Origin of the sequence: Vallitalea pronyensis (genome assembly GCF_018141445.1) — a bacterium.
Taxonomy (GTDB): Bacteria; Bacillota; Clostridia; order Lachnospirales; family Vallitaleaceae; genus Vallitalea; species Vallitalea pronyensis.
Genome location: NZ_CP058649.1, coordinates 5,478,574 through 5,497,838 on the forward strand (window position 1 = coordinate 5,478,574; position 19,265 = coordinate 5,497,838).

A 19,265-nucleotide genomic window follows, 5' to 3' on the forward strand; every position below is an offset into this window, starting at 1 on the left:
TGGTAGTTTCATGGTATCATTTTTCATCCATAAAATCAAGGAGAAGATTTACGCAGTTAAGCCTATTCTTCTCCTTGTACCTATTAATTTCTAAGTCCTATTAACTTTTTATTTTGCTTCATCATCGTTAATTCTTGTATTTGGGGTTAAATCATATGCTAATGGATACAGCTTCATATGAGAGTTGACCATTAACTTAAGTTTTAGCTTTTTACTATCTGCTCAGTACTTTCTTTAAGAACTTTCCTGTATAGGACTTTTTAACTCTAACGACTTTTTCAGGTGTACCTTGAGCAACAACCAGCCCCCCCTTATCGCCGCCTTCAGGTCCAAGATCAATGATATAATCTGCTGTTTTAATCACATCCAGATTATGTTCAATGACAAGTACGGAGTTACCTGCTTCCACAAGCCGCTGAAGAATCATGATTAATTTACTAACATCCTCAAAATGTAGTCCTGTTGTGGGCTCATCCAGTATATAAATGGTCTTTCCAGTACTTCGCTTACTGAGTTCTGTAGCCAGTTTAACACGTTGCGCTTCTCCCCCAGATAAGGTGGTTGATGGTTGCCCCAGTTTAATATAGGTTAAACCTACATCATACAGGGTTTGAAGTTTATTCTTGATTCTTGGAATGTTCTCAAAGAAAACAAGGGCATCTTCAACTGTCATATCCAGTACATCGGATATGGTTTTATCTTTATACTTCACTTCAAGGGTTTCTCGATTATAACGCTTGCCATGGCATACTTCACAAGGCACATAGATATCTGGTAAAAAGTGCATTTCAATTTTAATGATGCCATCACCTTTACAAGCTTCACATCGTCCACCTTTTACATTAAAACTAAATCGACCTTTTTGATAGCCTCGCATCTTGGCCTCTGCTGTACTGGCAAATATATCTCGAATATGGTCAAAAACACCTGTATAGGTGGCTGGATTGGATCTTGGGGTACGTCCAATAGGTGATTGGTCAATATCAATGACTTTATCCAGATGTTCAAGACCTTCCATGCTGATGTGCTTGCCTGGTTTAATTTTAGAACGATTCAGGTCACGAGCCAAACGCTTATAAAGAATCTCATTGACAAAAGAACTTTTACCTGAACCGGATACACCTGTCACACATGTAAATATACCAAGGGGTATGTCAATGTTGATGTTTCTTAGGTTATTTTGCTTTGCGCCTTTTACCTTAATCCATTTGTGGTTAGTAGCACGTCGCTCTTTCGGTATGGCAATCTGCCTTCTTCCACTAAGGTATGCCCCTGTTATGGAATGTTCATTGTTCATGATTTCTTCTGCTGTACCTTCTGCAACCACCTCACCACCATGTGCACCGGCACGTGGGCCAATATCCACGATATAATCTGCTTCAAACATGGTATCTTCATCATGCTCCACAACAATAAGAGTATTCCCTAGATTCTTCAGGTTGTTGAGTGTTTTCAGTAATTTTTCATTATCCCGCTGATGTAAGCCGATACTTGGTTCATCCAGTATGTACACCACACCAACTAAGCCAGAACCAATCTGTGTAGCCAGACGTATTCTTTGAGCTTCTCCTCCGGATAAGGTACCTGCTGATCGTGATAAGGATAAGTAATCCAAGCCAACATCTACTAGAAAGCCAACACGTGCATGGACTTCTTTTAGAATCTGCTCACCAATCATCAATTGACGATTGTTTAACGTCAGTTGGTCAAAGAACTGCTTAATATCCCGAATGGACATTTGCGTGACTTGTGAAATGTTCTTGTCACCAATTGTAACTGCCAGAGCTACAGGATTCAGCCTGGCTCCACTACATACTGGACAAGGTGTATTGGTCATGTAGGATTCATATTCTTGCTTCATATAATCCGATGACGTTTCCTTGTAACGACGATGTAGGCTTTGAACCAATCCTTCAAAGACTGTTTCGTACTTGCCTTCACCTCTTTCACCTGAATAGGTGACCGTGAATTTCTCCCCTTTTGTACCATACATGATGATATCTTTTATTTCATCCGGATACTTTTCATAAGGTGTGTCCAATTTAAATGTATACTTCTTCGCCAAGGATTTGAACATACTGCTTACATGACTCTCCTCATTGGAAGCAGCGACCCAGCCAGGTGCTACAATAGCCCCTCCATTGATGCTCAGCTTTGGATTGGGAATAATGAGCTCTGGATCGAACTTCATTTTGAATCCAAGACCATGACACTCAGGGCATGCTCCAAATGGATTGTTAAATGAAAATAATCTGGGCTCTATTTCATCAATGCTCACGTTACAATCTGGGCATGAAAAGTTCTGGCTAAAGTTAAGTGGCTTGCCATCAATTTGATCAATGACTAAAAGCCCGCCTGTTAACTTCATAGCCGTCTCTATGGAATCCGTTAATCTTTTTTCAATGCCTTCACGAATGGCTAGCCGGTCAATAACGATTTCAATGGTATGTTTTTGATTTTTATTCAACAGAATATCTTCCGATAGCTCATACATGTTGCCATCGACTTTAACTCTTACATAACCACTTTTTCTTGCTTGGTCAAGTAGTTTGAGATGTTGACCTTTTCGACCTCTTACAACAGGTGCCAATACCTGAATTTTAGTACGTTCAGGTAAATTCATAATCACATCCACCATTTGGTCCACTGTCTGGCGGTTAATGACTTTCCCACACTTTGGACAATGGGGTATCCCTACACGGGCATAGAGGAGTCTTAAATAATCATAGATTTCTGTTACGGTTCCTACTGTGGACCTTGGATTACGGCTTGTGGTTTTCTGGTCGATGGATATGGCAGGGGATAAACCTTCAATATTATCCACATCCGGTTTTTCCATCTGTCCAAGAAATTGTCTTGCATATGCAGATAATGATTCCACATAGCGCCGTTGCCCCTCTGCATAGATGGTATCAAAAGCCAAAGAGGATTTCCCTGAACCACTAAGTCCTGTAAAAACCACGAACTTTTCTCTTGGTATGGTTAGATTCACGTTTTTCAAATTATGTTCTCTTGCGCCTTTTATCGTAATTACATTCTTTCCCACGACGTCACCTCATTCATATCTTAGCAATTTATCTTCTGCTTAATGTTTCTTATAATTCTTCCAGCTGTTTTTTTAACTGGTATAATTCATCTCTTAACTGAGCAGCTCGTTCAAATTGTAAATCTGCAGCAGCTTGTTTCATATCTTTTGAGCATTTTAGTACAGCTTTCTCTAATTCTTCTCTGCTCATGGATTCGGGATCTTTACTTAATTCATAGGTGGCTTCATCTTCTGCTACCTTGGTGATACTGATGATATCTCTTACAGGCTTGTTGATGGTCTGTGGTGTGATACCATGCTCCTTATTATAGGCTTCTTGAATACCTCTTCTTCGGTTTGTTTCGGATATGGCACGGTCCATACTGTCTGTCATGTTATCCGCATACATAATAACACGCCCCTGATCATTACGAGCTGCTCGCCCGATGGTCTGAATAAGAGCTGTTTCAGAACGCAGGAAACCTTCTTTATCAGCGTCTAAGATGGCTACTAGCGTAATCTCCGGTATATCTAATCCTTCACGTAGAAGGTTGATGCCAATGAGTACATCAAATACATTCATACGTAAATCACGTACGATCTCAATACGTTCCAAGGTATCAATATCCGAATGAAGATACCTGACCCGTATACCTGATTCTTTCATATAATCTGTCAAATCTTCAGCCATACGCTTGGTGAGTGTGGTGATCAATACTTTGCTGTTCTTCTGGATTTCTTTCTGTACATTATAAATAAGATCATCAATCTGCCCTTTGATAGGCTTCACTTCAATGGGCGGGTCCAGTAACCCTGTGGGACGAATAATCTGTTCTGCCATGACCTGTTTGTGCTCATATTCATAAGGACCAGGTGTAGCGGATACAAAGAGCACTTGATTTAACTTATTCTCGAATTCGGTAAAATTAAGAGGTCGGTTATCCTTAGCTGACGGTAAGCGGAATCCAAATTCCACAAGGGTAGATTTCCTGGATTGATCCCCTGCGTACATGCCTCTTATCTGTGGTACTGTCCTATGGGATTCATCAATAATAAGTAAAAAATCATCTGGAAAGTAATCAAATAACGTATGGGGTGGTGCTCCTGGTTCTAATCCAGTCAAATGTCTAGAATAGTTCTCTATACCTGAACAGAAGCCTGTTTCACGAATCATTTCAATATCATAATTGGTCCGTTGTGCAATACGTTGCGCTTCTAGCAGCTTGTCTTGATCACGAAATGCTTTGACTACTTGTGTTTTTTCTTCATCAATAGCCTGAATGGCCTTCTCTATTTTGTCAGATGCAATCACATAATGTGATGCTGGAAATATAGCAATATGGTCAATGTAGCCTAGAATTTCACCTGTAATCACATTGATTTCTGTTAAGCGTTCAATCTCATCACCAAATAATTCAACACGCACTGCTCTATCCGAAGATGTAGCGGGGAAAATCTCAACCACATCACCTCTAACCCGAAAAGTGCCTCGTGTAAAATTCATATCATTACGCATGTACTGTATATCCACTAATTTCCGTAGTATGTCATCTCGATCTTTGATCATACCAGGGCGCAAAGATAATACCATGTTCTGATAATCAATGGGACTACCAAGACCATAGATACAAGATACACTGGCCACGATGATGACATCCTTACGCTCAGCTAATGCCGCTGTGGCGGAGTGTCTTAATTTATCAATTTCCTCGTTAATGGAGGAATCTTTTTCTATAAAAGTATCCGTATGAGGGACATATGCTTCTGGCTGATAGTAATCATAATAGCTGACAAAATACTCCACAGCATTGTTTGGGAAAAACTCTTTAAATTCACTATAAAGCTGGGCAGCTAATGTTTTGTTATGGGCCATGATAAGCGTGGGCTTGTTTAATTGTTTTATGATATGTGCCATACTGAAGGTCTTACCTGAACCTGTTACACCCAGCAACGTTTCAAATGTATTACCTTGCTTAAAGCCCTCTGCCAATTCTTTGATGGCTTGAGGCTGATCACCTGTAGGTTGAAATTCTGATACTATTTCAAATGCTGACATATCGTCACCTCTTCTCTATGTTTAACAATAGACATGTTATCTTCATCCTAACTATTATATCATAAGGAACAAAAAATGCAAACATATGTTTGCATTTTAATTTGGTAATATTTATGGACTTTATTTTATTTTCGAAAACGGTTTTTTATTATATGAAACAACCCTATTTTCTGTACACTTTGATGACGGTAGATAATTCTAGGGTTCTCTGGTATAAGTCTAACCTGTAAATCACGGATACCATCGGGATAGGCTTTAAACTCGAAGGTTTCCATATCGCCGTTTATATGTTGGACTTCAATCCACAAAAACGTATATTCATTTTTCAGAATAGCTCGAAACTGTCTTGTATTGAGCACTTCAATATCATTCACTTTGGTAATGATGTCCCCTAATTTCATACCCATCTGGTCCGCTGGACCATCTGCAATGACACTCATAATCCTTACACCTTTTTCAGGTAAGGTATAGAGGGGTGCATGGGTGTTTTCAATGTGTTGCTCATATAAAATTAAACCTTCATGCATGCCTGCCATTAAGATAAGACCGATGACTTGAAGGGCCATATAATTCACCGATAATATGGCTAATACAATCAGTATAAGGCTATAAAACAACAACTTGACAGCTGTTTTCTTACACCGTTTTTTTGGTTCCTCACAGTATGTGGTACTGCTGTATCCAAGAGCCCCTACAAAAGGCATCAACCCATAGAAATATGTACTCATACCGCTAGGTACGTCTTTTAACAACGGCCACCAATTAGGCATCTCCACCACTTCTGAGCTGGCTACACTACCAGCTGACAGGACAAGCATGGCTATGGGAAGGGGCCAGTACTTTTGCATGAGATGACCAACCATAATCTGATCATCTTTTTTGGACACAATGGGAATGGCATCGTCTGCTCCTACAAAATAGATGAGAATGGCTTCCATCAAGTGCAAGATGCCAACCAGTGCTAGAAGCCCGCTGATATTGATGTTGATATTGGGTAAGGTAATGCCAAATATCTGCTGTCCCCTGAAAATCATAGATAAAACACCCATGACAGAAGCGGCGTAAGAAAAACACAGATACCGTATGTTGATAAGTGCCAAACCAAAGGCTAGTGGTAACAGAAAGATCAGATAGTATGTAAGATTCATAGGGAGCCCAATGACCGCAATAATCAGGCTCCCTATGCTACCTATAATAATGCCTTGTAGAATAGATTCTACAAGGGCATTAATGACTGTTTTCGAATGATCGAAGTTATAGATATTGATATTTTTATATTTCTTAATGAGCATATAAATAATCCAAATCACGAAGACAAAAGAAAAGTTAAGTATGGCTCGTGATAGTGACACCAACGTTATATGGATGATTTCTAATAAGGCATTCATATCGTTCTCCCTGACTCTAACACATATTATTCTTTGTCTGCTATTGCTTTGTTTTCTTTAATTTTTTCTCCCAGTACCTGAATGGCTTTATCTAATTGGGTATCTTCTTCCCTTGGTACGGTAAGATATTTCTGCCATTCTTCTGGCAGCTCTGCCTCTATATCTGGTGTAATCCCTTTATCATGGATATAATCACCACTTGGTGTAAAGTATTTGGCAATGGTTAGTTTAATAGCTGACCCATCTTCTAGAGGAAAAACCCTTTGTACAAGGCCTTTTCCAAAAGTTGTTGTACCAACAAGTGTTCCCGTTCCACTATCCTTTACAGCTCCAGCAAGAATCTCTGATGCACTGGCACTGTTTTCATTAACCAATACCACCAGTGGTTTATTAAATTGATGCTTATTATCGGAATAGGCTACTTGTCGGTTACCTTCTTTATCTTCTGTATAGACAATAAGACCTTCTGGTAATAATTCATCTGCCATGTCAATGACAATGTTAAGAAGACCACCTGGATTATTACGTAAGTCAATAATAAGACCTTCTAACATTTGGCTTTCCAAGTCCACTAAAGCCTCTTTGAATTGCTGATAGGTTACTTCCTCAAAACCTGTGACACGGATGTATCCCATGTTATTGTCTAACATGTCATAAGATACCGTTGGCTCTGAAATAACATCCCGAATAATCTCAATGTCTATGAAATCTTCTTCTTTTACGTCTGTGTCTTTTATCTCCAGTTCACCTTCAGCATTTTCCACAATCTCTGGTCGATAAATGGTTAAGACCACTTTGGTATCTTTTTTACCTCGAATTTTATTTTGAACGACTTCTTCAAGGGATAATCCCTTAATATCTTCACCATCGACTTTTTTAATGATGTCACCAGGTAATAACCCGGCTTTTTCAGCAGGCGAACCAATAAAAGGTGACACAATCATAATGTCCTTGGTTTCTTCATTAAAATTAACAGCAGCACCTATACCTTGGTACTCACCGGTACTGCTTTCAATAAAAGATGCGTATTGGTCTTTGGTAAAATAACCACTGTACCGATCATCAAGGGTTTCAATTAAACCTCGATATGCATTTGCTTTTAACTGCTCTTTGTCGTAATCTTCCAGATAATATTTATCATCAATATAACGGATAATATCGTTGATTTTGGAATTAGGTGACTCATAACCTTCTTCCACAACTTGTATCCCATTATCATCTTCAATTTTTCTAATTAAGGGTCCTGCGCCTAAATAAATAATGTCAAAAATAAGGACAATGACAATACCGACAATCAAACCATATATAAACTTTTTCTTTTCAGCCATATGAATTCTCCTTACTGTGCTATTAATATTGTATTGATTTTTACCCCGTATTATACCTTTATAGGCACAAAAACTCATCCTTATTATTGAAGTCCCTTATTCAGTTTATCCCATATCGTACTTAATCATTATTTTTTCTTCAAAATTTTGTCCGGGTCTACCCATTCACCATTTTTCTTGATCCCTAAATGTAAGTGAGGACCTGTTGACCAGCCTGTACTACCGGACTTAGCAATGATTTCACCGGTTTTCACTTTGTCACCTTTTTTAACCAACATCGTCGCATTATGAGCATACGTACTTATGTAGCCTCCACCATGGTCCACAACGATATAATTGCCCCATACTTTCATATATTGTGCAAAAATCACTTCACCTTTATAAATGGCTTTTACAGATGTACCTGTACTAGCTCTTATATCAAATCCTGTATGAAACGAGGGTTTCCTTGTCTTAGGATGTGTCCTGGGACCAAAATGGGATGTTATAAAATAATTGTTGTTAAAAGGCCATTTCATCATACCACCATCGTATACCATCTTACTCTTAACATTTTTGATGGATGCTAAAATTTTCTTTTCTTCATCTTCAAGAGCTTGTAACCTTGCCAGAACGGTTTCTCGCTCATTATCTAGTTTAATCATTTCTCTTTCTTTGTTGGCTTGTAACTCTTCTACTTCTTTCTTCTTCATATCAAGGTCGTCTCGTAAAGCAATAAGACTTTCTTCTTCAGCAGCTAGTTTTTCTTCTTTTGCAACAATGTCATTTTTTATGGCTTCCAGGTCCTGAAGCATGTTGTTGTCATATTGCATCATGGCATTCACATACTCCACCCGATTAAAAAATTCACTGAGATTCTTAGAGGCAATTAAGGCTTCCATGTAAGCTGTGTTCCCATACTCATACATGATTTTAATGCGCTCTGCTGTTTGTTCAAAATAGGCCTGTTCTTTTTGCTTGGCTTCATCCAATTCCAATAAGGCTTGGTCAATTTCCTCACCTTTTAAGGCAATGTCCTGTTGGACTTCCTTGATATTGGTTTCATATGTATTAATCTGCTTGTCCAACTCATGCATACGTGCCACCACTTTATCAATGGTGCTTTGTAAATCTTTTACTGCATCTTTACCTTCATTAATACTGTCTTCTGTGTTTTTCTTATTATCTTCTAAATCCTTTAACTGTTGTTCCAATGAGGTTGCAACGCTATTCACGGTGAGCATGATGAATAATATAAACACCACGCCATAACGTATTAATTTTTTCATATGTATCCCCCTTGCTTTCTTATTACACTCTTAAATGTTTACGTATGGTTAGACGACTGCCAACAACACCAATCCCCATACCGATAATTAAACTTAATGGAATTAACATTTTAAATATATCACCTATACCCACAAAATAAATAAACTGGCTCACAATACCAAATTTCTCAACCACAAGATCCATCACATAGTCGTAGGCAAAATAAATGGCTGCCAGTGGTATCATGGCACCTACGGCTCCAATAACCATCCCTTCAATGATAAATGGAAACTTAATCAGGTAATCTTTTGCACCAATGTATTTCATAATGTTAATCTCATTTTTACGTAAAGCAATACCCAGTCGCACGGTATTCGCAATTAAGAAAACAGAGATAACAATCAAAATGATAATCAGTACAATGCTTATATAATTAATAAAACTATTAAATCCTTTTAAAATCTTGGTCACATCTTGTTCTTGTTTGACAATCCGAACCCCTTCTAAAGTTTGAATGTACTTCACAAGGCTATCTTGTTGATCAATGGACTTTACTTTCACCAAATAGTTATCGGAGTTCATCAGCGGATGATTGTTATCATTCCATGCGGATAAATATTCTTCTTGTCCTTTATACATTTCCTTAACGGACTCCCAAGCATCTTGGGGTGATATGTAATCGATGGATTTCACTTCTTCTCTATTGGTGATTAAAGTCTGTATGGCTTTTTTCTGACTTTCTTCAATGTCTTCCTTAAAGAAAACAGTTATACCTAAATTACTTTGAACCTCTACCAGTGTGTTTTCCACGTTAGCCGCTACGATGTAAAAGATGCCTACAATGAATAAGCAAGCTGCAATGGTACCAATGGAGGCCATGGACATCAGTCTATTTTTAAATATATTCACAACACCTTGTTTAAAACAATAGTTGATGGTTCTAAGCTTCATCTCCGTAGTCTCCCCTTTGCACATCTCTTACAATACTACCATTCTTAAGCGTTACTACGCGTTTTTTCATGGCATTGACCATTTCTTTATCATGGGTCACCACCACAACGGTTGTACCTCGCATGTTAATCTCTGTCAGTAATTTCATGATTTCCCACGAATTACTGGGATCAAGATTCCCTGTGGGTTCATCTGCAATTAAAATGGGCGGGTTATTCACAATGGCTCTGGCTAAAGCCGTCCTTTGCTTTTCACCACCTGATATTTCCTTAGGATACATTTTCGCTTTCTTGGATAAGCCTACCATGGACAATACGGTGGGTACCATGCGCCTTATTTTTTTATTAGGTTCTTCTGTCACTTTTAGTGCAAATGCAACATTGTCATACACACTCATCTTATCCAGTAATCGAAAGTCCTGAAATACAACCCCTATATTTCTTCTCAATATGGGAACATAACGTTTTTTTAATCGGGTGATGTCTTTATTATCAATGATGATTTTGCCTTCTGACGGCTGTAATTCCTTCATTAATAACTTAATGAGGGTGGTTTTACCTGAACCACTGTTACCGACAACAAAAACGAACTCTCCCTTTTGTATTTGAAGCGATACATTATTCAAAGCCGTTACCCCATTGGGGTAAATCTTTGTCATGTTTTCTAGACGAATCAAAGATGTTCCTCCTTACTCCCTACATGTATGGTTACTTGTTCATATGTACTGTATTGTGTCTTATTATAGTTTCTTATACCACAACAAAACTTAGGCAATTACATGTTTTGTAATTGCTTAAGTTTCATTATAAGAATAAAGGGTATTATTCAATTTAGAATTCAGATTCATTAATAAACTTCATATATTTAACCACCATTAATGCTATTTTAAATGTGATGGCATCTTCAAATACACGTAAATCCAATCCTGTATTTTTCTGTAGCTTATCTAAACGATAAACCAATGTATTTCGGTGAATGTATAGCTGCCTAGACGTTTCTGATACATTCAAACTGTTTTCAAAGAACTTATTAATGGTTGTAATGGTTTCCTTATCAAAGTCATCGGGTGATTTACCATGAAAGATTTCTTTAATAAACATCTGGCACAGTGGTAATGGTAACTGATAGATGATTCTTCCAATGCCAAGGTTATTATAACCAACGATGTACTTATCCACGTAGAATATTTTACCGACTTCAAGAGCCATCTTCGCTTCTTTGTATGACCGGGATACATCTTTAATATCGTTCACAATGGTACCCATAGCTACATAAACACTGCTCATGGCCTCTGTGTTTAATGTGTCAAGGATGACCTTCGCTGTTTTAGAAATATCCTCGTTTGTATCATTCTCCGTTATTTCTTTTACAATAATGATATTTTTTTCATCCACAGCGGTGATAAAATCTTTTGTTTTCGTTGGGAAAATACTGCGAACAATTTCAAGAGCATTGTTATCTTTTTCCAATCTTGTTTCCACTAAGTAGACGATTCTTCGAACATCTGTCTCAATATGCAATTTCTTAGAACGGTTATAGATGTCCACCAGTAACAGGTTGTCCAACAATAGATTCTTAATAAAGTTATCTTTATCAAATCTTTCCTTATAAGCTACAAGTAAGTTTTGAATTTGGAAAGATGCTATCTTGCCAATCTTATAGACATCTTCTGCTTCACCTTTTGCAGATACAACATATTCGACATTATGGTCATCATAGACTTTAAAAAATTGATAACCAAGAACCAGTTGACTCTCTGCTTGTGATCGGACAAAATCTGGTACTGCGAAATTGTATTCCTCTAAACGACCTTCCTCTGTTGTTGCTAGGATCTTACCATCAGCGTCCATAACACTTATGTCAATGCGTGTAATCGTTTTTAAGCCTTCAATGGTATTTTGAATAATTTGATTGGATATCATGTGTTTTCTCTCCCTTACACTTTTTCTATCGTAAACATTCTCTATTGAAATTATTTCCATCATTGGCGCTATTTATATCCCTTACTCTATATTTTATAGCAAAATTTACAAAAATAAAAGAGGTAACCTATAATTTTGTAGATTTCCTCTTAAACTTTAACAGTTTGTTTACATTTATTAGTTGTTTTTTATAACAGATTTTATCAGATAGGGACTTTTTTCATTTTAAATCATAGTCCACAGACTTATATCCATATGTAAGAGGTAACTATTACTAAATGCCATAAAGAACGATCTAAAAAAGGAAATGCCTAAGCATTTCCTTTTTTTATATGATCACTAGTTTGTGATAACTTTTTCTGTTTCTTTATCAAAGAGGTGGATTCTGTTTAAGTCAATGGCTAATTTCACTTTGTCACCTGGTTTTGCTGTTGAACGAGCATCTACACGAGCAGTGATATCATCTGATTCTGCTGTTAAATATAAGAATGTCTCTGATCCAAGCATTTCTGTTACATTAACGGTAGCTGTAACAATACTGTTAGGTGATGACTCTAAGAAAATTTGCGTATCATGAATGTCTTGAGGACGAATACCCATAACAACTTCCTTACCTACATAACCACCATCTACTAATTTCTTAGCTTTAGCGTCTGGTACACTGATTTTATTGGATGCAAATTCTAATTCTACGTTATTACCATTTTTAGATACTTTTACATCTAGAAGATTCATCTGAGGTGAACCAATAAATCCAGCAACGAATAAGTTTTGAGGCTTTTCGTATAGATTGGTTGGTGTATCTACTTGCATGATGAAACCATCTTTCATAACAACGATACGTGTACCTAATGTCATGGCCTCTACCTGGTCATGTGTAACGTAGATAATAGTTGTTTGTAATCTTTGATGTAATTTTGAAATCTCAAGTCGCATCTGAACCCTAAGCTTTGCATCTAGGTTTGAAAGTGGTTCATCCATTAAGAATACTTTTGGCTCACGAACGATTGCACGACCCATAGCAACACGCTGTCTTTGTCCACCAGATAAAGCTTTTGGCTTACGATCTAATAAATGCTCGATATCTAATATTCTAGCAGCTTCCGTTACTCTTTTTTGAATTTCTGCTTTAGGTGTTTTTCTTAGTTTAAGACCAAAGGCCATATTATCATATACGGTCATATGAGGATATAATGCATAGTTTTGGAATACCATGGCAATATCTCTATCTTTTGGCTCAACATCATTAACCATTTTGTCACCAATGTATAATTCGCCTTCTGTAATCTCTTCAAGACCTGCAATCATACGTAGTGTTGTTGATTTACCACAACCTGATGGTCCTACAAAGATGATAAATTCTTTATCTTCAATTTCTAAATTAAAATCTTGAACAGCAGTTACGCCTTGTGAGTAAACTTTTTTAATATTTCTTAATGATAAGCTTGCCATAACAATAGCCCCCTTGATTTTTTTGTTGTTCTATTTCCGAATCTTTATGTAGCTTACGTATGATAATATACTATATTTTAATTCCCAATACCATTGATTAATTCAACAAATTAGCTTATTTCATTTTGTATATTTTGTATATTGACGGGTTGTTTCTATCCTTATAACTAGAATAACTGATGGTTTAGTTTGTAAACTAGGTATAATGCATAATTTTTGCATGTTTTATGCATACACAATCCGTATTCTAGTAGCTTTTACTCAAAATGGGGATGAAAAACTAGGACAGTGTCACAAATCGAGTTTTTTCTTGGTTCAAATATAAGCCATATGGTCAATAAACAAAGGAAAAATAAGTTGTCCAATTGGTTAATATCAATAGATGTTGTTATAGTAAGAACTTTCATATAAGAGGTACAAAGGGACTACGTGGCGTCTTGCGAAGCAAGTTGTTGCGTTAGGAAAGTTTCCTTGACGCGTATGAAAACGCTTCTATTTCATATGCTAAATTCAGAGGACTTTCCTATAAGAAGAAAAAGAGCACCGTAGGGCCCTTTCATCTGTACATCCATACCTTGTCTTAATTGTATTCAATGAACCCTTCCCCGACCACTTCTCTTACATCAGCTACAATCACAAAAGCCTTTTTGTCAATATCACGGGTAATTTCTTTTAAGCGAACAATTTCTTTTTTAGATACGACACAGAGCAGCACTTCTTTACTCTCTTTGGAAAATTTACCATTTCCATTCAGCCCTGTGACACCACGTTCCAATTTTGCCATGATTTCTTTGGCTATTTCTTCGTTATGCCCAGATATAATGAATGCTGCCTTGGAGAAATGGATACCTTCCAGCATGGCATCCACCACTTTGGCTGTAATAAAGACAGCTACGATGGCATACATGGCTTTTTCTATACCAAATATAAAATAACCTGCCGTAATAATAACTGCATCTAAGAAAAACATGATCTGAGCAACGGATATGTGTTTCATATAGTTCTGAATAATACTTGCAGCTAGATCCGTACCACCCGTCGTGGAATAAGCAGAAAAAACCAGCCCAAGTCCTGCTCCCGCTAACACACCACCAAACACACAGCCTAACAGCATATCATTGGTAGCCACAGGCAACTTACCTGTATAGATTAAAGCAATGGACAAAAAGACTGTAGCAAATAAACTTCTACCTCCAAAACCTTTTCCTTTTATAGCAACGGCTAATAAGAATAGGGGTATGTTAATAATCAGGTTGGTAATCCATAGTTCCACACCACCTGGTACAATACCCGTTGTGAGTTCTTTGATAATAATCGCTAAACCCGTTACACCACCTGTTACTAAATTAAGTGGTACAAAGAACATGTTAAGTCCTGCAGCCAACAAGGTTGTTCCGATCATAATGATGATATAATCCATAAAGGGCTTTCGCTTACTTGTTAATTCCATGGTATGTCTCCTTCTGTTTCAATCTATTGCATATAGCCCTGTTAGATATGGGCGTCTTCTCAATGCTTTCGATGTCTGATGACATGTATTAAGAATAGTGGTAATTTTAGCATACGTCTTGCACGGGATGGCTGCTTAATGAGTCGATACAACCATTCCATATAGAGTTTTTGGAAAATAACAGGTGCTCTTTTTACATGACCTGCCATGCCGTCCAAAGACCCGCCTACACCTATAGCCACTTTGACACCAAGTTTTTCAACATGATCATCAATCCATTTTTCTTGGCGATAAGCACCTAAGCCAACGAGCAATACATCCGGTTGTAAGGATTGGATGGATGCGATGATATGCTTTTCTTCTTGATCATCAAAATAACCATCATGGGTGCCCATGACTTTTAAGCCAGGGTAAGCCTTTTCCATATGATGAGCCGCTTCTTCTGCTATCCCCTTTGCTGAACCTAGAAAATAGGCTGTCATTTTATTATCTGCTATTTCTGCCAGTATATTCTGGACTAAGTCATAACCTGCCACCCGCTCAGGTATGTCTTTTTTCATGATCTTGGCTCCTATGACCACGCCTATACCATCAGGAATGACTAAATCCCCTCGATTGAGAATGTTCATAAAGTCCATATGTTCATTTGCCATCATGACAATCTCGGGATTGGGTGTATAGATTTTATAGGCATTTTTTTCTTTTTTCAACTGCTGCACCACTTCATTCATGGCTTGGTCCATGGTATAGTTATCAAACTTCACACCCAGTATATCCACTTTCATTGACTGCCACCAACCCTTTCACGCATACCTTATCCCAACGTGCACCTTATTCATTAATTAAGTCCATGAGATATTTGGTATTCAATTCCGCTTTTTTCTTCATATCCACTTTGATCCGATTCAATTTCTCTACATAGGTATCATAATGATCGTACACATGATTGATAAGATGGCTTATTTTATCTTGTTGGAGTGTACTGACATCCCCAGCCGATGGCATATCCAATAACTCCAGATAGCAGCTCACCTTGGGGTCGTAAACAACACCCACCATGGGTACACTGCTTAGTGCCGCAAATAATAGTGCGTGGAGCCGCATACTAAAGATCATGTGCATTTCACCAATTAAGCTGATGATGGATGACGAATCCAGTTCTCTATCCAGCACATAAGCCTGGTGCTTCATCCTGCGACCAATGCGTTTACTGATACCAATATCTTCTTGATATTCCATTGGCATCAATACAATGGTCACATCTTTTTCTTCAATCAGTCGGTCACACACATCTGCTAAAACGTCTTCATAACGTAACTTATTCCATTCCCGAAACAACACCCCTACTAAAGGTTTATCAAGAGGAATCCCTGCATCTTTCAGTATATTCACTGCATGACGGTCAATGGTTTTCATTGAAAATACAGGGTCTGCTGTGACATGCATACGGGGTTTTGACACTCGAATATCCTTCAAATCTTTTAAGGATAATTCATCCCGCAAGGTAATAAGGTCCACTTGATTCACTATGTATTTCGTGATGATGCGATTAAGCCTTTTATTAATGGGTCCAATACCATTTGCATAGAGCATGACCTTTTTTTTGTACAGTTTAGCAAGCTTAATAATCCCTAGATAATACAGCAACGACCTTGTACTTGTCCGGTCTTGTAGAAGACTGCCTCCTCCACTGATAATGATATCTGCTTCTCTAATGGCATGTACAACAGCCTTCCAATTAAAACGATAGACGGATTTAATATTGTTTTCCTTCATGGTCATGGATGGGTTTTTGGATAAGGCTGTAATGTGCGCCTCGATATTCAGTTCTCTTATACCTTCACATATGGCAAGCAATATGGCGTCATCACCACAATTGCTATAGCCAATATATCCTGATATTACTATATTGATCATTAGAACACCCATTTCTTCTGTAGCCTTTAGTCATTACTCAATCTTATTATTCGATGTTTGAATCTATCCTATCCGTTCAATACGGTCTTTCATCTATCCACGTACAAAATTGTTTCTTTCTGATTTCAACACCATGATTAAGGCAATACAAATCCAGAAATACGTTACCATCATGGGTACCTCAAAAATATTCTCTGTGGCATTATTAAATAAAATACCTAATACACCTGCAAACAGCCCCATCATAAGGTCTTTCCGCTGTGTATTTTTTTCCATAATGACAGCTGTGGAACACCATCTTATCACACATATCAGTAGAAGTATATAAGCAATAAAGCCGATATATCCCATCTCAACCAAAGTCTTCAAGTAGTAGTTATCCATGTAAAAAGGTGATAACTCATGATTGGTCGCCACAGCGCCACCAAATCGCCCAAGACCAAGACCAATGGCCTTGTTACCTTCACTCCATTCATTAATCCCTTCGTTCCATCGAAAGGTTCTGCCGCCTGTACTTGCTTTAATGGCATATTCATCCGTTAACATATAACTGATACGACTGGAAATGGATGGAATCAGTATAACACCTAAGGCTCCAATTAATAGAATGGGTAATAATATCTTTTTATTTTTATAAAAAATATAAACGGCTATACCAAATGCAGCAGCTGCCCAAGCACCTCTTGAAAAAGTAAATAACAACCCACCACACATGGCCAAAGTAAAGCCTGCTGCAATGATTCTTCTTAGTATATTTTTATCCGACGTTATCAAAGCCAGTCCAATCGGTATAAACAACACGAATATGGAACCTAATATATTGGGACTCCCTACAATGGAGTAAACCCGTGTGGTAATGCTTTCTGCACTGTCTGTCCAGTTCCCTAACATTTCAGCCCCAGTGACATATTGATAACAGCCATGAAGACCCATGAGCCCACCAATGGTTGTTAAGGTCCATGTAATGTAAGTCACACCTTTTGTTGTATCCACTAATTGCACCACAAGGAAATACCATAATATATATTGGACAACTGCTCGAAGTCCTTCAATGGCAATGGTTAAATCCGGTGAATTAACACATACAAGAACAATGCCTATCACAACAAAAAAGACAATGGGTAAATCAAGGGGTGTCCACTTATAGGAAGCCCGCTTATAGCGTATCACCTTATAAATAAATAGACCAATCAGAACCAAAAAGAACAGTTCGTCCCATATCCCTCCAAATCGGGCTAAACCTGCTACATTTCTCACACCAAAATCTATAAAGGCATATAAGGCTAAGAGGATAATTGCTCGTTCATAATCCATTAAAACCGCCATGCCCAATAGTCCAAATAAGGTTAAACCAAGAGCCATACTGATGCCGAATTTTGCACCAACAGCACCCATGGCTAAACCGAATATCACAATAAGAATATTGATTTTATTCTTCACATCCCTCACCAACTCACTCTTTATTTTATATCCACATATTGTTTTACTCATATACACATGAACAGACCTGTTCTACTGTGTTAAGGATTTCCACAGTTTTCCTATAAGGCTTGAATCTTTGAATCTCATCCATAGGTAAACACCTATATTGGTACCGATCATGATGCCCACGAAAGCAACCAAGTATTTTACTTTATAGGCTGCAAAAGTACCCAACACCAGATTGGTCACAATATACCCAACAATGATACTCACCAATAATTGATTAAAAGCCCACAGCTTCGTCCTCTTCATGGCTTTCATGGCTGATCCAAAAACACCAATCATCCCACTTGACTTAGCGCCATGATGAATGGCTTTAAACATATACCCAAAACATTTCCCAATAGCACAACATACACGGTACACTCTGGCTTGTCGATAGAGGGGTGTTTTAGGTTCATAGCTTGGGTAGCTGTTCTCTTTTTTACGCGATTTATAGAATAAACTGTGTTCATGAATGTTGATGATATACTTACACATGCGATAAAATACACTTGATTGTATCATGTTCATGGTATCCCTTCCTTTCATCCATGGTCGTTTATTCTTTTATCTGATAGACATGGCCGGAAATATTGCACAGTTGCGTGGTCACCCAATGAGGTGTGCCTACTCGAATTTCCTGGTCACCTAATTTGTAAATAGGGTCTTTATCGGAAACCGTTCCTTTAATGGTCACCAAGGCCACCTTAAAGAAAGGATGTTTTTTCTTATGAACTGTACCGTTTTCATCTGTCACCGACCGGTAAGCATCTACAATGTCTACTTGGGTAATTTCAGCATCTAAATAACGTTTTTTCTCAGCTATCTTGTCCCCAACAGCAAGCTGGCTGAAATAAGCCTCGTAATTGGGACTTAACCGCACAACAAATTCCATTTCCTTTGTTCGATTAGAGGAAATAATAGAAAGATTGGTACCCCCCTTGAAGAACTTGGTGTACGCACCAAATACAACAGCAACGATGAGTACAATGGTGATTAAATCCAATATATTAATAAGACCAAATAACTTACCCTTTTCATTGATAATCTTCATGTTTTCACTC

15 protein-coding genes are annotated in these 19,265 nt (G+C 37.8%); all 15 read right to left on the reverse strand.

The genetic code is table 11. From position 1 onward, the window contains the following. Positions 1-214 precede the first annotated feature (214 nt). The 15 genes from uvrA to HZI73_RS22990 all read right to left on the reverse strand — a co-directional run bounded on the left by uvrA (position 215) and on the right by HZI73_RS22990 (position 19,255). Entirely contained in the window at positions 215-3,046 is a 2,832-nt protein-coding gene (gene uvrA / locus HZI73_RS22920; protein ID WP_212695660.1) for an excinuclease ABC subunit UvrA, read from the reverse strand. Positions 3,047-3,095: 49 nt separating this feature from the next. After that, complete coding sequence (gene uvrB / locus HZI73_RS22925; RefSeq protein ID WP_212695661.1) at positions 3,096-5,081, reverse strand: excinuclease ABC subunit UvrB; 1,986 nt, start codon at positions 5,079-5,081, stop codon at positions 3,096-3,098. Positions 5,082-5,206: 125 nt separating this feature from the next. Then, positions 5,207-6,469, reverse strand: a complete 1,263-nt coding sequence (locus HZI73_RS22930; RefSeq protein WP_212695662.1) for a PDZ domain-containing protein — start codon at positions 6,467-6,469, stop codon at positions 5,207-5,209. A gap of 26 nt (positions 6,470-6,495) precedes the next feature. Next, positions 6,496-7,797, reverse strand: a complete 1,302-nt coding sequence (locus tag HZI73_RS22935; protein ID WP_212695663.1) for a S41 family peptidase — start codon at positions 7,795-7,797, stop codon at positions 6,496-6,498. Between the two features lie 128 nt (positions 7,798-7,925). Next, positions 7,926-9,065 carry a murein hydrolase activator EnvC family protein gene (locus HZI73_RS22940; RefSeq protein ID WP_212695664.1) on the reverse strand — a complete coding sequence of 380 codons (1,140 nt, stop codon included), beginning with the start codon at positions 9,063-9,065 and terminating at the stop codon, positions 7,926-7,928. Positions 9,066-9,087: 22 nt separating this feature from the next. Next, entirely contained in the window at positions 9,088-9,996 is a 909-nt protein-coding gene (gene ftsX, locus HZI73_RS22945) for a permease-like cell division protein FtsX (protein WP_212695665.1), read from the reverse strand. Further along, entirely contained in the window at positions 9,986-10,672 is a 687-nt protein-coding gene (gene ftsE, locus HZI73_RS22950) for a cell division ATP-binding protein FtsE (protein ID WP_212695666.1), read from the reverse strand. Before ftsE ends, ftsX begins: the two co-directional genes overlap by 11 nt. A gap of 154 nt (positions 10,673-10,826) precedes the next feature. After that, the gene (locus HZI73_RS22955) at positions 10,827-11,918 is read right to left on the reverse strand and encodes a PucR family transcriptional regulator (protein WP_212695667.1); all 1,092 of its coding nucleotides are present in this window, start codon (positions 11,916-11,918) and stop codon (positions 10,827-10,829) included. A gap of 339 nt (positions 11,919-12,257) precedes the next feature. After that, positions 12,258-13,370 carry an ABC transporter ATP-binding protein gene (locus HZI73_RS22960; protein WP_212695668.1) on the reverse strand — a complete coding sequence of 371 codons (1,113 nt, stop codon included), beginning with the start codon at positions 13,368-13,370 and terminating at the stop codon, positions 12,258-12,260. A 580-nt stretch (positions 13,371-13,950) separates the two neighbouring features. Continuing rightward, on the reverse strand, positions 13,951-14,820 hold the full coding sequence (locus HZI73_RS22965; RefSeq protein WP_212695669.1) for a YitT family protein: 870 nt from the start codon (positions 14,818-14,820) through the stop codon (positions 13,951-13,953). Positions 14,821-14,879: 59 nt separating this feature from the next. Further along, positions 14,880-15,605, reverse strand: a complete 726-nt coding sequence (locus HZI73_RS22970; RefSeq protein ID WP_212695670.1) for a WecB/TagA/CpsF family glycosyltransferase — start codon at positions 15,603-15,605, stop codon at positions 14,880-14,882. A 46-nt stretch (positions 15,606-15,651) separates the two neighbouring features. Continuing rightward, positions 15,652-16,737, reverse strand: coding sequence for a polysaccharide pyruvyl transferase CsaB (csaB, locus tag HZI73_RS22975; protein ID WP_212695671.1), 1,086 nt, complete (start codon positions 16,735-16,737; stop codon positions 15,652-15,654). Between the two features lie 93 nt (positions 16,738-16,830). Continuing rightward, complete coding sequence (locus tag HZI73_RS22980; protein ID WP_212695672.1) at positions 16,831-18,228, reverse strand: O-antigen ligase family protein; 1,398 nt, start codon at positions 18,226-18,228, stop codon at positions 16,831-16,833. 21 nt (positions 18,229-18,249) lie between these two features. Further along, entirely contained in the window at positions 18,250-18,732 is a 483-nt protein-coding gene (locus tag HZI73_RS22985; protein WP_212695673.1) for a hypothetical protein, read from the reverse strand. A gap of 28 nt (positions 18,733-18,760) precedes the next feature. Beyond that, complete coding sequence (locus HZI73_RS22990; RefSeq protein ID WP_212695674.1) at positions 18,761-19,255, reverse strand: DUF4330 domain-containing protein; 495 nt, start codon at positions 19,253-19,255, stop codon at positions 18,761-18,763. Positions 19,256-19,265: the final 10 nt, after the last annotated feature.

Excerpts from the sequence above, each read along its gene's own strand:
- uvrB (WP_212695661.1), bottom strand. The coding sequence starts at position 5,081 with ATGTCAGCATTTGAAATAGTATCAGAATTTCAACCTACAGGTGATCAG.
- HZI73_RS22930 (WP_212695662.1), bottom strand. The coding sequence starts at position 6,469 with ATGAATGCCTTATTAGAAATCATCCATATAACGTTGGTGTCACTATCA.
- HZI73_RS22935 (WP_212695663.1), bottom strand. The coding sequence starts at position 7,797 with ATGGCTGAAAAGAAAAAGTTTATATATGGTTTGATTGTCGGTATTGTC.
- HZI73_RS22940 (WP_212695664.1), bottom strand. The coding sequence starts at position 9,065 with ATGAAAAAATTAATACGTTATGGCGTGGTGTTTATATTATTCATCATG.
- ftsX (WP_212695665.1), bottom strand. The coding sequence starts at position 9,996 with ATGAAGCTTAGAACCATCAACTATTGTTTTAAACAAGGTGTTGTGAAT.
- HZI73_RS22955 (WP_212695667.1), bottom strand. The coding sequence starts at position 11,918 with ATGATATCCAATCAAATTATTCAAAATACCATTGAAGGCTTAAAAACG.
- HZI73_RS22960 (WP_212695668.1), bottom strand. The coding sequence starts at position 13,370 with ATGGCAAGCTTATCATTAAGAAATATTAAAAAAGTTTACTCACAAGGC.
- HZI73_RS22965 (WP_212695669.1), bottom strand. The coding sequence starts at position 14,820 with ATGGAATTAACAAGTAAGCGAAAGCCCTTTATGGATTATATCATCATT.
- HZI73_RS22970 (WP_212695670.1), bottom strand. The coding sequence starts at position 15,605 with ATGAAAGTGGATATACTGGGTGTGAAGTTTGATAACTATACCATGGAC.
- csaB (WP_212695671.1), bottom strand. The coding sequence starts at position 16,737 with ATGATCAATATAGTAATATCAGGATATATTGGCTATAGCAATTGTGGT.
- HZI73_RS22980 (WP_212695672.1), bottom strand. The coding sequence starts at position 18,228 with ATGAGTAAAACAATATGTGGATATAAAATAAAGAGTGAGTTGGTGAGG.
- HZI73_RS22985 (WP_212695673.1), bottom strand. The coding sequence starts at position 18,732 with ATGAACATGATACAATCAAGTGTATTTTATCGCATGTGTAAGTATATC.
- HZI73_RS22990 (WP_212695674.1), bottom strand. The coding sequence starts at position 19,255 with ATGAAGATTATCAATGAAAAGGGTAAGTTATTTGGTCTTATTAATATA.